Origin of the sequence: Citrobacter sp. SX206 (assembly GCF_024181025.1) — a bacterium.
In the GTDB taxonomy this organism is placed as follows: Bacteria; Pseudomonadota; Gammaproteobacteria; order Enterobacterales; family Enterobacteriaceae; genus Citrobacter; species Citrobacter youngae.
The window spans coordinates 1,985,738-1,999,806 of the sequence record NZ_CP049738.1 but is presented as its reverse complement, the minus strand read 5'-3'; the positions used below and the strand labels follow the sequence as shown (position 1 = coordinate 1,999,806).

14 protein-coding genes, 2 pseudogenes and 1 riboswitch are annotated in these 14,069 nt (G+C 51.3%); of the genes and pseudogenes, 13 read left to right on the top strand and 3 right to left on the bottom strand.

Going from position 1 to position 14,069, the window contains the following annotated elements; genetic code table 11:
* Positions 1-54: 54 nt before the first annotated feature.
* From G8S19_RS09775 to G8S19_RS09740, 8 genes are all read left to right on the top strand, one after another.
* Positions 55-570 carry a GNAT family N-acetyltransferase gene (locus G8S19_RS09775; RefSeq protein ID WP_124021103.1) on the top strand — a complete coding sequence of 172 codons (516 nt, stop codon included), beginning with the start codon at positions 55-57 and terminating at the stop codon, positions 568-570.
* A gap of 242 nt (positions 571-812) precedes the next feature.
* Positions 813-1,043: riboswitch (cobalamin riboswitch) on the top strand.
* A 210-nt stretch (positions 1,044-1,253) separates the two neighbouring features.
* A complete protein-coding gene (locus G8S19_RS09770) occupies positions 1,254-2,306 on the top strand; it encodes an ABC transporter substrate-binding protein (RefSeq protein WP_048212574.1) in 1,053 nt (350 codons plus the stop codon).
* A gap of 65 nt (positions 2,307-2,371) precedes the next feature.
* The gene (locus tag G8S19_RS09765) at positions 2,372-3,436 is read left to right on the top strand and encodes an iron ABC transporter permease (RefSeq protein ID WP_115601907.1); all 1,065 of its coding nucleotides are present in this window, start codon (positions 2,372-2,374) and stop codon (positions 3,434-3,436) included.
* On the top strand, positions 3,433-4,212 hold the full coding sequence (locus G8S19_RS09760) for an ABC transporter ATP-binding protein (RefSeq protein ID WP_048211454.1): 780 nt from the start codon (positions 3,433-3,435) through the stop codon (positions 4,210-4,212). Before G8S19_RS09765 ends, G8S19_RS09760 begins: the two co-directional genes overlap by 4 nt.
* An 18-nt stretch (positions 4,213-4,230) precedes the next feature.
* Complete coding sequence (locus G8S19_RS09755) at positions 4,231-4,671, top strand: pseudoazurin (protein WP_048211453.1); 441 nt, start codon at positions 4,231-4,233, stop codon at positions 4,669-4,671.
* Positions 4,672-4,695: 24 nt separating this feature from the next.
* Entirely contained in the window at positions 4,696-5,247 is a 552-nt protein-coding gene (gene petA, locus G8S19_RS09750) for a ubiquinol-cytochrome c reductase iron-sulfur subunit (RefSeq protein WP_137345958.1), read from the top strand.
* 1 nt (position 5,248) lies between these two features.
* The gene (locus G8S19_RS09745) at positions 5,249-6,421 is read left to right on the top strand and encodes a cytochrome b N-terminal domain-containing protein (protein ID WP_200046246.1); all 1,173 of its coding nucleotides are present in this window, start codon (positions 5,249-5,251) and stop codon (positions 6,419-6,421) included.
* Positions 6,422-6,425: 4 nt separating this feature from the next.
* Positions 6,426-7,235, top strand: a complete 810-nt coding sequence (locus G8S19_RS09740; RefSeq protein WP_121584724.1) for a cytochrome c1 — start codon at positions 6,426-6,428, stop codon at positions 7,233-7,235.
* A 46-nt stretch (positions 7,236-7,281) separates the two neighbouring features.
* Here G8S19_RS09740 and ychH read toward each other — a convergent pair whose 3' ends face one another.
* Entirely contained in the window at positions 7,282-7,560 is a 279-nt protein-coding gene (gene ychH / locus G8S19_RS09735; protein ID WP_048211449.1) for a stress-induced protein YchH, read from the bottom strand.
* Between the two features lie 274 nt (positions 7,561-7,834).
* Here ychH and pth point away from each other — a divergent pair, with 274 nt between their 5' ends.
* A complete protein-coding gene (pth, locus tag G8S19_RS09730) occupies positions 7,835-8,419 on the top strand; it encodes an aminoacyl-tRNA hydrolase (RefSeq protein ID WP_003020814.1) in 585 nt (194 codons plus the stop codon).
* A 115-nt stretch (positions 8,420-8,534) separates the two neighbouring features.
* A complete protein-coding gene (ychF, locus tag G8S19_RS09725) occupies positions 8,535-9,629 on the top strand; it encodes a redox-regulated ATPase YchF (RefSeq protein ID WP_005122324.1) in 1,095 nt (364 codons plus the stop codon).
* Between the two features lie 168 nt (positions 9,630-9,797).
* Here ychF and G8S19_RS09720 read toward each other — a convergent pair.
* Both G8S19_RS09720 and G8S19_RS09715 read right to left on the bottom strand, forming a co-directional pair.
* Positions 9,798-9,899: pseudogene (locus G8S19_RS09720) on the bottom strand (integrase); the annotation flags it as partial.
* Positions 9,897-10,255, bottom strand: a pseudogene (locus G8S19_RS09715) (transposase); the annotation flags it as partial. The pseudogenes G8S19_RS09715 and G8S19_RS09720, both read right to left, overlap by 3 nt.
* 202 nt (positions 10,256-10,457) lie before the next feature.
* Here G8S19_RS09715 and G8S19_RS09710 point away from each other — a divergent pair.
* From G8S19_RS09710 to G8S19_RS09700, 3 genes are read left to right on the top strand one after another with little or no spacing between them, the layout of a single operon-like run.
* Positions 10,458-10,988, top strand: coding sequence for a spore coat protein U domain-containing protein (locus tag G8S19_RS09710; RefSeq protein ID WP_048211446.1), 531 nt, complete (start codon positions 10,458-10,460; stop codon positions 10,986-10,988).
* A gap of 14 nt (positions 10,989-11,002) precedes the next feature.
* A complete protein-coding gene (locus G8S19_RS09705) occupies positions 11,003-11,725 on the top strand; it encodes a molecular chaperone (protein ID WP_061068034.1) in 723 nt (240 codons plus the stop codon).
* 55 nt (positions 11,726-11,780) lie between these two features.
* A complete protein-coding gene (locus G8S19_RS09700; RefSeq protein ID WP_253686505.1) occupies positions 11,781-14,066 on the top strand; it encodes a fimbria/pilus outer membrane usher protein in 2,286 nt (761 codons plus the stop codon).
* Positions 14,067-14,069 lie beyond the last annotated feature (3 nt).

The following is a 14,069-nucleotide window of genomic DNA, read 5'->3' as shown; positions in this document are numbered from 1 at the left end:
ACGCGTCTGAGTTGCTATTATCCAGTTCCCCTGGTTCTGATGATATCTGCAACGATGAACGCTGATACTACATTTATATTCCGTGAAATAACTGAGGCTGATATTTCGTCCGTTCAGTCGTTTATTATCCACCATTTAAATCTCTATTTTAACGCTAACCGACCAGCACCTGAACCGCATGCAGATGTATTAAATCTGCGCTCACACTACCTCCATCAACCGCGAAATCTGTTGCTCGGCGCATGGAATAACCGACAGCAACTTATCGCTACGCTGGCGGTCTGTCAGTACGATGACCGAATACCGGCACTGCGCGGACGCTATCAATTATCCTCAACCGCGGAAATTTGTCGCTGCTACGTCGCACAGGAATATCGTCGGCAAGGCATAGGCAGCCAACTTGTCCTGCTGGCGGAACAATTTTGCGACCGACAACAATATAAAACACGCTATCTGCACACCCACCATTTTTTACCTGGTGGCTATCAGTTTTGGTTGCGAAATCACTTTACCGTCTTTTTTGATGAAGGTGGCGAACAGCAAATCGTACACATGGAAAAATACCAATAAAAATGTGACGCCGCGCAAATAATTAAATATCACAGTAAATTTCGTTATTAAGCGTGGTCAACTCGGCAAAGAAAACATTAATTGATCAACATCAAACAATTCTCATTTAGTTTATCGGCATTTGTGTTTTTCACATAATTAATGTCGCAAACACCAAAGCAACGAATTGATTTTATTGAATTTAAAAATAAAAGCGGTATCAACCCTACTTATTCAAGCGGTTGACGAGGCTATTCGATACCGATAAAGTCCCCACCGACAGTATTTCAGAATCTATTTATCATTTTGAAACGGAATATGGTGCGGATTATTTTAATCTTATGCCATAGCTGCCCCCGCAACTGTAAGCGGAAACTGAATATCACTGTGTCGTGGATTATCCACGACAGGTCACTGTAAAGAACGCCTTTATGGGAAGGCCGATATTCAGATTGCCGCGAGCCAGGAGACCTGCTGTCAAGGTTGTATACATTGAGTGGACGGGATGGTCCATGGGGTGATTTATTTGACGAATGAATAATATAATTTCTGAACAAATTGGCAACAATATGTTTTATTTTCATATTATCTTGCCCGCAGTTCACGATTAGATGTCATCTATCGTCATGTGCCTGTCCCGAATTTATGGAACGAAATGAACCATGACCAGACGTTCAGATTCTGGCATGAACGGGACAACGCTAATGCACGCAAAAATAACTTCTGCTTATTGCAAACTTTCACTTCTGGCACTGACTGGCGCAGCACTCTTCCTGACCAGCAATATGGCTTCTGCGGCAAAAACAGAATATCCATTAACGATCAAAAACTGTGGTAGGGATATTACGTTTAATCATGCGCCAAAACGCGTGACTACCGTTGGACAAAACAGTACTGAAATCCTCTATTCCCTGGGTCTGGCCGATCGTGTTGTTGGAACATCACTGTGGTTTGGCCCGGTACCTGAACAGTACAAAGCAGCGAATGACAAGATTGCAGTCATTGCGCAAAACATCCCGAGTTTCGAAGGGATTATTGCGAAAAAACCGGATCTGGTGGCCAGTCAGTTTGAATGGCAGATTGGCCCTGCGGGCACAGTTGCCTCTTACGAACAATTTAGCGAATTACACGTTCCGGTTTATACCGCCCCAGCCGATTGTGCCAAAGACAACGAAGACGGCGGCGACGGCGTGCGTAAGAGCATGTTTGATATCGCCATGGTCTATCAGGAAATTGCCGACCTGGCGAAAATTTTTGATGTACAGGACAAAGGCGATGAACTGATTGCCAGCCTGAAAGCACGTGAAGCCGCTGCGAAAGCTAAGATTGCCGGCATGGACAACCACGTATCTGCCGTCTTTTGGTTCTCCAGCGCCGACCTGCAGCTTGACCCCTATGTCGCCGGGAAATTTGGCCCCGCGGCGTGGATAGCGCAATCTCTTGGGGTGAAAAATGTCATTGATTCCGCCGAGGAGTGGCCAACAGTAGGTTGGGAAACCATTGCCAAAGCCAATCCATCGGTCATCGTCCTCGGCGAGATGGGCCGTCGCCGCTTCCCGGCCGATGACTGGAAAGTCAAAATGGAATACCTCACGTCCGATCCTGTTACCCGGCTGATCCCGGCAGTGAAAGAAAACCACCTGCCGGTGATCGACGTGCAAACCATGAACGCGGGTATCAGAACCATTGACGGACTGGAAAAACTCGCCGATGCGCTGGTGCAATATGGTCTGGCGCACCCTCAGACGACTCACTAACTCTCGTCGCGCGTTATGCCTTATACGGGCATAGCGCCCTTTCGTATTCCGGGAAGTCGTAAACAATGAGCGAATTACGCAGGACGCGTCATGCCATGAGCCAGCTTGCAGGCAGGACGCTGTTCCACGCGCTGTGGGTCAGCATGGTGATGTGCGGCGTCCTTCTGGCGGGCATTTCAATCGGTGAGACGGTTATCCCGTGGCGGCATGTCAGCCATACGCTGGCAAACCGCTTGTTTGATACGCAGTATGCGGTGGATGCGCTTGATGCCGGGATTATCTGGAACTACCGCCTGACCCGCGCGCTGGTTTCCGCCTGTTGCGGAGCCTGTCTGGCGGTTTCAGGCGTGGTTCTCCAGTCGCTGCTGCGCAATGCGCTGGCCGAACCTTACCTGCTGGGTATTTCTGCCGGAGCCTCAACGGGCGCGGTGCTCATCGCCCTGACCGGACTTGGCGCAGGGATCATTTCCATGTCGCTTGGCGCGTTTATTGGCGCGCTGACGGCATTTCTGTTTGTCGCGCTATTGGCGATGGCGGCAAGGGGCAAAAGCGGCTCGGCCACCACGCAAATCATTCTCGCCGGGATTGCCAGTTCGCAGCTGTTCAATGCCATTACCTCGCTCATCATTACGCGCTCAGCCAATGCCGAACAGGCTCGGGGCATCATGTTCTGGCTGCTGGGCAATCTCAGCGGGGTACGCTGGCCGGATGTCGTGCTGGCCATCCCTACTGCGCTGATTGGCATCGTCGTTTGCTTTTGCTACGCCCGCCATCTGGATGCTTTCTCGTTTGGCGCGGAATCGGCGGCATCGTTGGGCATTCCCGTTAAACGCACCCGTGGCGTACTGATTGCCGCCGTAACAGGGATGACGGCCATAATGGTATCAATCGTCGGCGCCATTGGCTTTGTCGGACTGGTCATCCCCCATGCTGCGCGGTTACTGGTGGGAAATCAGCACCATCGCCTATTGCCCGTCAGCGCTCTTATTGGTGCCATTTTCCTTATCGTCGCGGATGTTATTTCACGCACCTTACTTCCAGGACAGGTCTTGCCGATCGGCGTGATTACCGCACTGGTCGGCGCACCTGCATTTGCCATCATTTTGATACGAGGGAATCCGGGGAAATGACCGCTAATCCTGTGGTAAACGCCCAGCATCTGTACTGGGAGGTCAAAGGCAAAGCCATCGTCAATGATGTCTCTTTTCAGGTCTCGCGCGGCGAGTTTGTCGGCATTATCGGCCCCAATGGTTCCGGGAAAACATCGCTGATTTCGCTCCTGGCGGGTTTACTGAAACCGTCTTCCGGGCACGTTACGTTAAACCATCAGGATATTCGACGCTATTCACGCCGCCATCTGGCGCAAAAGGTGGCACTGGTTGAACAACAGGCTGAAACCAGTGAGCGTCTTACCGCCATTCAGGCGGTTTCGCTTGGCCGCACGCCATGGCTGAGCCTGCTGTCGCCGTGGTCGAGGAAAGACGACGATATTGTGCAGACGATGCTGGAGAAAGTCGCTCTACAAAACATGCAGCATCGCTGCTGGCATACCTTCTCCGGCGGAGAGCGTCAACGTCTGCACATCGCCAGAGCGCTGGCACAACAGCCGCAGGTACTGCTGATGGATGAGCCGACAAACCATCTTGATATCCAGCATCAGATTGGCCTGCTCAATCTGGTTAAACGTGAAAAACTCACCGTCATCGCCGCCCTACACGACCTGAATCATGCGGCGATGTTCTGCGACCGCATCATGGTGATGAAAGCCGGACAGCTGGCGATGCAGGGGCGTCCTGCCGCCATTTTTACCCGTGAAAATCTTAATAGCTGGTTTGGGATCGACGCGATTGTCGAACACGCCCCCGACGAAGAGAACTGTTTTATCCGTTACCAACGCCCCGCGTAAACACCGAAAGGAACCGCAATGAAATGTGTTAAGCAAAGTTTGCAAATCTTATGTCTGTTAGCCTTCACCTCGACGGCTTTTGCACAAACCTACGAAGTGCTGATGAAAAATCGCGGTACAGGCGGCCCGATGGTTTATGAGCCGGACTATCTGGCGATCCAGCCAGGTGATAGCGTGAAGTTTATCCGCAAACATAAGAGCCACAATGCCGCGTCGATTGCCGAACTCTCTCCCGCCGGATACCCCGGCTTTATCGGCAAAATCGATGAAGAGATTGAAGTGAAATACGACAACGCAGGTTTCTACGGCATCAAATGTTCACCGCACTACGCGCAGGGCATGATCATGCTGATTAAAGTCGGCGACGCCGTTTTACCCGACAGCTACCGCGCGTTCAAAGCCCCTGGTCTTGCCGATAAGCGTTTTCAGGAAATTTATACCCGCATCGATAAACAGTAACGCCGTCACAAAGGGAGAATAACGGTGGTGGACAAAAAAACGCTTAGCGAAACAATCCAAACTCAGCGGCGCGATTGCCTGTGCAAGCTGACGAAATTTGTCGGCGCAGCGGGCGTGACTGCCGCCGTCTGGCCACTCATTTCCGCGCTGGGTCCGGATGATAAAACGATGGCGGAAAATGAACCTGTTGATGTCTCCCTCGCAGGCGTAACAGCAGGCCAGACGGTGAAGCGTATCTGGCAGGGAAAACTGATCCTGATTCGCCACCGCACGGCGGAGGAGATTGCCGCGGCGCGGCAAGCTGATCTGCGTCTACTGGCCGATCCACAGGCGGATAGCGAGCGGGTGGCAGCGGCACATCCACAGTGGCTGGTAGTACAAGGTTACTGCCCCCACGCGGGTTGTGTACCCAATGCCAACCCCAACGGACAGGGCTGGGTCTGCCCATGTCATGGTTCAGAGTTTGACACCTCCGGGCGCGTAACACGAGGCCCGGCCACGGCGAATCTGGCCATCCCTGACTTTAGCGTGTCGGCTGACGGCCTGAGTCTGCGTATTGGTACGAAGGATGCCTGAGATGAAATCCGCTTATCCGTCCTCCCCCTGGTATCACCTGCAGTTTCGTCTTCCTGTCCCCCGCTCAGTCGCTGGCGTGTGGATCTTTGCTATCGGTCTCATATTGCTGGTCATGCTGGGCGTGCAAATGCTCTCCGGTATCGTGCTGGCTATGTTCTATGTGCCTACAGCGGGATCCGCTTTTGACTCTATTGTTCATATTCTGCGCGCAGTCAGACACGGTGAGCTGGTGCGCAATCTGCATGCTATTGGCGCGTCGCTTTTTTTCTTCGCCTGTTATCTGCATATTTTCCGGGCAATGTATTACAACGTCTACCGCAAACCCTATCTGAAGATGTGGGCAATCAGCGTGACGCTGTATGTGCTGTTGATGATCACCGCGTTTCTCGGCTATAGCCTGATTTGGGGGCAAAAAAGCTACTGGGCCGCTACGGTCATCACCAGTTTCGCCCGGGCGATACCGTTTATTGGCGATACGCTATATACCTTTTTGGTCGGTGGCTATATGCCCGGCACGCCGACATTAGGCCGTTTTTATGTCCTTCACTTTATCATCCCCTTCGCCATTGTCGCGGTTACGGTATGGCACATCCGTACCGTCCAGTCGGCTTTTGCCCACGCGCGGAAGAAAACATTTTCGCCCAAAGAGTCTCAGCGTGTGTTGTTCGATTTTCGCATCACCGAAAACGATGCAATCAAACTCACCCTCTTTTTAATGCTGTTCGCCTGGTTTCTGTTTTTCGCGCCGCACTATCTCAGCAGCGCCGATAACTTTATTCCGGCAGACCCGACACTCACACCGGCTATCGTCGCGCCTGAATGGTATTTCCTGCCTTTCTTCTCCATTTTGCGCTGCTTCCCCAATGAACTGGCAGGCATCACTGCGATGTGCGCTGCGGTACTGATTTTCTATTTTCTCCCGTGGCTGGATACGTCACACGCACGGTTTCGTAATAACAGTCGGCTGGTTAAAGCCATTTTTTGGCTGTGGGTCGCCAATGCGCTCTTTCTGGGTTGGTTGGGCTCAAAAGCATTGGTCGGGCCGGACTTAATTGATGGTTTTAGCGATGACGATGGCTGGACACGCGCGGCGTCTCAGCTTTCAACCGTTATTTATTTTGCATGGTTTCTGCTTGTGCTGCCGTGCCGACGTTTACTGGAACGACAGGACTGACATCATGGCGCGATTTTTACCCACAGCAACTCTGACTCTGGCTCTTTTATTGAGCAACGCGATTTGCGCACAGCTACCCACCGCGCAGACATGGTCGTTTAGCGGCGTGAACGGTAAACACGATAGCGAACAACTGCGACGCGGGCTGCAGGTCTATGAAGAGAAATGTCGGGCCTGCCACGGTATGAAATATCTCACTTTCAAAACGTTAACTAAAGCTGGAGGGCCGCAACTCAGTGAGGCGGAGGCCAAAACACTGGCCAGCGGCTACGTCTTCGCGACAATTGAAGACGACGGTCAACCCGGCGAACGGGAAGGCAATCTGAACGATGTTTTCGCGTCACCTTATCTGAATGACCAGGAAGCAAAATACCTTAATAATGGCGCGCTGCCGGTTGACCTGAGCTATATCGTTCGAGCGCGAACCTACGACCGTGGGTTTCCGCGATTTTTACTGGATGCGTTCACCCCCTACACCGAGCAAGGCGCTGATTATGTTTATGCGCTGCTGACCGGGTATGCAACCGATGACCCGGAGATGAAAACCAACCGTTTTTTCCCTGGCGGGATGATTAATATGCCCAAACCGCTGGCTGACAATGACATCACCTGGGCTATGCAAACGCATGCTCCCCAAACGGAAGAACAGTACGCACGAGATGTCACCGCGTTTCTGGCATGGGCCGCTGACCCGCAGCTTGAGAGCAGAAAACATCAGGGAGCGGTCGTTATGGGATATCTGGCGAGTATGCTGGCGCTATTAGCACTGTTACAGCGCATGCGATCCCGCTCGCGCAGCAACGAGAAAAACTAACGACCAGTCAGCGTAACGCTGGCTGGTCTGCAGGTTATGTCAGCACTTAGCTGTGGCGTTGGCTATCATTACGACGGCAGCGTTTGTCGTAATGGCGAACCCACCAGTAGCGGTCACTGATTTGTTCATGTCCGCCGACGCGGGCACCCGCCAGCCAGAGGACGCCACCAACAAAAATACTGAGCACGGCACCATGTGCAAAAAACTGTGGCAGATTAAATTGCGGTAACTGGTTTAAAATAGAGTAACCAACACCACCAACCATCACCACCAACCCTAAAGCCATGAGCACGTTACCGAGTAACGAAGCGTTTTTGCGTTTCATGTGTCACCTCCGGAACTTTGGGTTGTTACAGGGAATACCCCTAATCCTTATGTGTAAAGTATAGACAACACTGCCATTCGCAAGTGCGCCTGTGATCACAAATACAAACACCAACGCAACAAAACTTTACAAATAAGCTACTGAACACCCTCAATTTCCAATAGTCCACTTCTGCAATTATTCAGTTTTCGGTTCGACCCACGCAGTTTTTTGTCAAGCGCGTCGGCAAACAGTAAACTACACGCCGGTTATAGACACACTCAGGACAAATTACGTGGCGATTAAATTGATTGTCGGCCTGGCGAATCCCGGCGCAGAGTATGCGGCAACGCGACATAATGCAGGCGCGTGGTACGTCGATTTACTGGCAGAGAGACTCCGTGCCCCCCTGCGCGATGAGCCGAAATTCTTCGGTTACACCTCCAGAGTCACGCTTGAAGGTGAAGATGTCCGCCTGCTGGTACCGACCACATTTATGAATCTGAGCGGCAAAGCCGTTGGCGCAATGGCCAGCTTTTATCGCATTAACCCTGATGAAATTCTGGTTGCCCACGATGAATTAGATCTGCCGCCCGGCGTCGCCAAATTTAAGCTCGGCGGCGGCCATGGCGGACATAACGGCCTGAAAGACATCATCAGCAAGTTAGGCAATAACCCTAACTTTCATCGTTTACGCGTTGGAATCGGCCATCCGGGCGATAAAAATAAAGTTGTCGGTTTTGTTTTAGGCAAACCGCCTGTTTCAGAACAGAAGTTAATTGATGAAGCCATTGACGAAGCGGCACGTTGTACCGAGATTTTATTCAAAGATGGACTCACCAAAGCAACGAGTCGGTTACACACCTTTAAAGCGCAATAAGCAGCGATGTGCGGCATTTTTCTCGCGTGCTGTGTATAATAGGCAAAGTTATTTACATTTCTACAATCTGTTTTCCATAACAGGTTGAATATCAAAAGATTAAGGTGATTTAAACATGGGATTCAAATGCGGTATCGTCGGTTTGCCAAACGTAGGCAAATCCACCCTGTTCAACGCGCTCACAAAAGCGGGTATTGAAGCGGCAAACTTCCCGTTCTGTACTATCGAGCCGAACACGGGTGTTGTCCCGATGCCCGATCCTCGTCTGGATCAACTGGCCGAAATCGTCAAACCGCAGCGTATCCTGCCCACCACAATGGAATTTGTGGATATCGCGGGTCTGGTAAAAGGCGCATCCAAAGGTGAAGGCCTGGGTAACCAGTTCCTGACCAACATTCGTGAAACCGAAGCTATCGGTCACGTTGTTCGCTGCTTCGAAAACGACAACATTATCCACGTGAACAATAAAGTGGATCCGGCTGACGATATCGACGTTATCAACACCGAACTGGCACTGTCCGATCTCGACACCTGCGAGCGCGCTATCCACCGTGTACAGAAGAAAGCCAAAGGCGGTGATAAAGACGCTAAAGCTGAACTGGCTGCACTGGAAAAATGCCTGCCGCAGTTGGAAAACGCCGGTATGCTGCGAGCGCTGAAAAACCTGACTGATGAAGACAAAGCAGCCATCAAATACCTGAGCTTCCTGACGCTGAAGCCAACCATGTATATCGCCAACGTGAACGAAGACGGTTTTGAAAACAATCCGTACCTCGATAAAGTTCGCGAAATCGCCGACGCTGAAGGGTCTGTCGTGGTTGCCGTTTGTGCCGCTGTTGAAGCTGACATCGCTGAACTCGACGATGCTGATCGTGACGAATTTATGGCTGAACTGGGTCTGGAAGAGCCGGGCCTGAACCGCGTTATCCGCGCAGGCTACGAACTGCTGAACCTGCAGACCTACTTCACCGCGGGTGTGAAAGAAGTCCGTGCATGGACCATCCCTGTCGGCGCAACAGCCCCGCAGGCAGCCGGTAAGATCCACACCGACTTCGAGAAAGGCTTTATCCGCGCACAAACCATCGCGTTTGAAGACTTCATCACCTATAAAGGTGAGCAAGGCGCGAAAGAAGCCGGCAAGATGCGTGCAGAAGGTAAAGATTACATCGTTAAAGATGGCGATGTGATGAACTTCCTGTTCAACGTTTAAGTTGCTTCTGCTGTCTGATCAGGCTTTCCGGAGCTTTATCAGATCAATGAACGCGAAAAAAATCCACGCAGCTGCGTGGATTTTTGTTTTCATAACGACCGTGCCAGCACCTTAGAAACACAGCTAAAATTGAGCACGCTGGTGAGTGCAATTGTAAGCACACCTGTTTTAGTCCCACGCATTTTTTGAAATTTCCGGTTTTTCAGCCATCAGCCGGTACTCTTCCGGCGTCAGGTTGTTCAGGGATTCATGAGGCCGCTCGTTGTTATAGCGTTCTGCCAGCTCAGTCAGCGCATGGATCACTGGTTCTTCACGTCCGGTATTGGGCTGATAAAAATACACCGTCCTGCTCAACGATAACGTCCTGCAGGCCTGGCGTAAACTCATAGCAAATTGTGCCGTCAGATAGCTGACGAGCTCACGCTTTATCGCTGGTTTTAAAGCTTTTTTTCGATGACGTCTTTTAACGTGAGATTTTCCAGACTCAGGTCGGCAAACATTTGTTTCAAACGTCGATTCTCATCCTCAAGGTCTTTGAATTTTTTAATACCGGCCGCTTCTATCCCGCCATACTTTGCCTTCCAGTTGTAATAGCTGGCCTCCGAAATAGCGACCCCACGGCATACTTTCGAGTAGCATAAAAAAGAAACGACATACTCACCCGTTGGTATTATTTTTTGTCGACGACATCACCTTTTCTCTAAGTAAAATTCATGAGATCAACTGGCGTACGTCTAATACTTATTCTAGGGTTAACTCATGTCTTCTTGTGTCACATTATTGTTTTTTTAAAGCAAAAAATGTGGTTATTTGAAAAAGGTGAAGGATATGGCTCTAGTCTTCGACAAACGCTTAATTCTTTTTTGCGGCGCCTTTTCCATTATTCCGGCGGCAAACGCAGCGTCTACAAGCGGGACATTTCAGGTACTGATGACGATACAAAAAGCGTGTACCGTCACTGCGGGGTCGGCTTCAAATATTACTCTCGGTCCCGTGAATACCACTGCGACAAATACCAGCGCAAGCAACACAATTTCAATTAATTGCTCAAAAACCACCCCCTACTTTATTGGCCTGGCACCTTCAGCGGCCAACGGCGGGACACCCACGGGGTCCGGAGCCATGTCCTCTGTCGCAAATGCAGCAAACAATACCGATAAAGTGCCTTACCAGCTGAACCAAACATCAGCAACAGGACCGGTCTGGGGGAATACGGCCACCGCCACCACGGTAGGAAATGGTGTTGCATCCCAGGGAACTGGGCTTCTACAGAGTTTTACCGTATATGCCACCGCGCCAAGCGCGAACTTCACACCTGACGACTATGCCGACACCGTAACGGTAAACGTTAACTACTAAATTCAGGAACACAGATGACAGTAAAACTGCCTGTACAGCAGTATGCCTGCGCATGCCTGTTAGGAGCGGCTATGAGCGTAAATCCGGCGACAGCCAGCGGATTGCAGGTTGCCCCAGTTACATTAACGCTGCAAGCGTCGCAAAATGCCGATGGGATCTGGCTAAGCAATGCCGGAGAAAACGTGCTGAATGCCCAGGTTCGTGTCTTTCGCTGGAGCCAAAGCGCTTATGGCGATAAGCTGTCTCCCTCTCAGGGGCTGGTTATCAGCCCGCCGATGCTGGCGTTAGCCCCTGGTGAACGCCAGTTGATTCGTGTTATTCGCACCGGCCCGCCATCGACACATACCGAAGATGCCTATCGGTTATCAATTGACGAATTACCGCCAGCAAAATTACAAAAAAATAAACTTCAGTTTGTGCTGCATTATTCCGTACCTGTATTTATTCAACCAACGGCGCAGGCTGAAACCCAGGCCAAATTGCAATGGAAATTACAGCAACTTGACGGTAAAAAATTTCTTGAAGTCAGTAATCAGGGAAATGGTCATGCGCAATTATCAGCGGCAACCTTTATAAACCATAATGGTGCGAAAAAGGTCATTACGCCGGGACTATTAGGCTATGTTCTTCCGGGCTCAACAATGCGGTGGATATTATCCACGTCCGCCAGCGATACCCATTATGGCGGTAAAGTTGAAGTAACAGTTAATGGCCAAAAAACAGTACAAGATCTCTAAGAGATCCTGGCTTCTGGTGAAATGTTGCTTACTCAATGGAGCATTATTATCTGGAATGGTTTCAGCTCACGCGATCAATAATAACCAGACAAACAGTGGAATTATTGGCGACGCAACACCTCTTGCGGGCATCGATTTATATCTCGACGTGACCCTGAATGGAAACCCTGTCGGCTTGGTTCATTTTGGCTATGAGAATGAAAAACTCTATGCTGGCGCCAATACCCTACGACAGTTGGGTTTTCGCTTACCGCAAAATGCGGCTGCCACCGTCAGCCTGAACGATATTGCCCAACTGAGCATTGACTACAACGTCGAACAACAAACTCTGGCGCTCACTGTGCCGCTCAGTTCCCTTGATCTTGCCACCACGCAGGTGAACCCGACCGGCGAAGCGACACCAATAGCATCAAACTCACGTGGGGTGTTACTCAATTACGATGTCTATGCTCAGCAGGGAGATGAAACCAGCGCCAACACATTTAGCGAGTTGCGCGCGTTTAATGGCTTAGGGGTGTTAAGCACAACCCAACTGACTCAATATTCCACCGCGCCCAACGCAGATAATGCCTTCTACCGCATGGACACCCGCTGGCGCACGTCATTTCCGGAAAATATGTTGGCGATAAACGTTGGCGATACCCTGACAAGCTCGCTCACCTGGTCCCGACCGACCCGCATTGGCGGCATCCAGATAGGAACCGATTTTAGTTTACAGCCGTACATGCCAACCACCCCGCTTCCCTCCTATCTTGGTTCTGCCACGCTTCCTTCAAACGTTGAGTTGTACGTCAATGGGGTTAAGTACTACAACGGGGAGGTTCCGGCCGGAAGTTTTCAAATCAACACCATGCCTAATATCAGTGGCGCAGGGACCGGTCAGGTGATGATGACCGACGCGCTGGGCAGAACGACAGTACAAAATTTCTCGTTCTACAACGATCAGCAACTCCTGCGAGAAGGGCTAACAGCCTGGTCAGCGGAATTAGGCGCAGTAAGAGAGAATTACGGTTACGCCTCATTTGATTATGCCAGTGCCCCTGTGTTTAGCGGGACCTGGCGTCGGGGATTCAGTAACACCTTTACTGCAGGTACACACGCGGAAACCAGTGATGGGTTGATTAACGCAGGTTTTAGCAATGACTGGGTTCCCGGCCCACGCAGCGGCACAGTGTCCACCGCATTGGCAGCCAGTACGGACTCAGGGAAAAGTGGATTTTTGTACAGTGTTGGTTACCGTTGGTCAGGTGAACAGTTTAATTTCAGCACCAGCACAACGGCGACGTCGGGTGACTACCGTGATGTCGCGACCCATTATGGTGAGCCGCCACCCTCGCTGAGCAGCAATACGGTAATAGGTTATGCAATGGCGTCAGCCGGCAATGTCAGCCTGAGTTACCTGCAGTTTCGCTATCCGCACGATAGCGCGGTACGCTACGCCAACGCCAGTTGGTTCAAATCCGTCACCGAAAACATCTCACTCAATGCCGGATTTAACCAGAATATTGACGACACCCGCGATCGCAGCGTTTACCTGATGGTGACGGTCACCACCAGCGGTAATCTGAGCGCCAGCAGTACCGTACAACATACCAATAATGAAACCGGCTACCAGATCAATGCCAGCCAAACGCCACCGGGTGACGGCGGCTGGGGATGGAACGTCGCTGCCAGCCAGCAAGCCTCCCGGCAAAGCGGCCAGGGAGAAGTCGGGTATTTGGGCCGTTTCGGAAAAGCCTACACCGGATTTAGCCGCCTGCCCGACAACCACTACGGTTATGCTGGTGCGACCGGTTCCCTGGTTGCGATGGGGGGAGGTTTGTTCGCGGCTCGGGAAATCAACAATGGTTTTGCCGTCGTATCAACAGACGGCATTCCGGACGTGCCAGTCAAGCTGCAAAACAACCTTGTCGGTCGCAGCGACGATCAGGGTCTGCTGCTGGTCACGTCACTCAATAGCTATCAAAACAATCAAATCAGTATTGACCCCATGGATCTACCCGCCAATATGCGGATCGCCCGCGTTGAAGCCAATGCAACGCCGGCGGATCGCTCCGGAACCCTGGTCAGTTTTGGTATCACTCCCGTACGCGCCGCGCAGGTTACTCTCGTTAATGAACAGGGTAAGGCCATTTCTGAGGGCAGCATGGCATATATCACTAACGGCGCAGGCCAGTCATCCGTCGTCGGATTCGATGGAATGGCCTGGTTTGACAGCCTGGAACAGCACAACAGGTTACGCGTTGACACAGATACCGGTAGCTGTAACGCACAATTCGATTATCCCGCCAATGCAAAGGGGATTGTACAAATAGGCCCGCTGGAATGTCGGTCACAATAGCAG

Coding starts and splice junctions, on each gene's coding strand:
- G8S19_RS09775 (WP_124021103.1), top strand. CDS start 55: ATGAACGCTGATACTACATTTATATTCCGTGAAATAACTGAGGCTGAT.
- G8S19_RS09770 (WP_048212574.1), top strand. CDS start 1,254: ATGCACGCAAAAATAACTTCTGCTTATTGCAAACTTTCACTTCTGGCA.
- G8S19_RS09765 (WP_115601907.1), top strand. CDS start 2,372: ATGAGCGAATTACGCAGGACGCGTCATGCCATGAGCCAGCTTGCAGGC.
- G8S19_RS09760 (WP_048211454.1), top strand. CDS start 3,433: ATGACCGCTAATCCTGTGGTAAACGCCCAGCATCTGTACTGGGAGGTC.
- G8S19_RS09755 (WP_048211453.1), top strand. CDS start 4,231: ATGAAATGTGTTAAGCAAAGTTTGCAAATCTTATGTCTGTTAGCCTTC.
- G8S19_RS09745 (WP_200046246.1), top strand. CDS start 5,249: ATGAAATCCGCTTATCCGTCCTCCCCCTGGTATCACCTGCAGTTTCGT.
- G8S19_RS09740 (WP_121584724.1), top strand. CDS start 6,426: ATGGCGCGATTTTTACCCACAGCAACTCTGACTCTGGCTCTTTTATTG.
- ychH (WP_048211449.1), bottom strand. CDS start 7,560: ATGAAACGCAAAAACGCTTCGTTACTCGGTAACGTGCTCATGGCTTTA.
- ychF (WP_005122324.1), top strand. CDS start 8,535: ATGGGATTCAAATGCGGTATCGTCGGTTTGCCAAACGTAGGCAAATCC.
- G8S19_RS09710 (WP_048211446.1), top strand. CDS start 10,458: ATGGCTCTAGTCTTCGACAAACGCTTAATTCTTTTTTGCGGCGCCTTT.
- G8S19_RS09705 (WP_061068034.1), top strand. CDS start 11,003: ATGACAGTAAAACTGCCTGTACAGCAGTATGCCTGCGCATGCCTGTTA.
- G8S19_RS09700 (WP_253686505.1), top strand. CDS start 11,781: ATGGTTTCAGCTCACGCGATCAATAATAACCAGACAAACAGTGGAATT.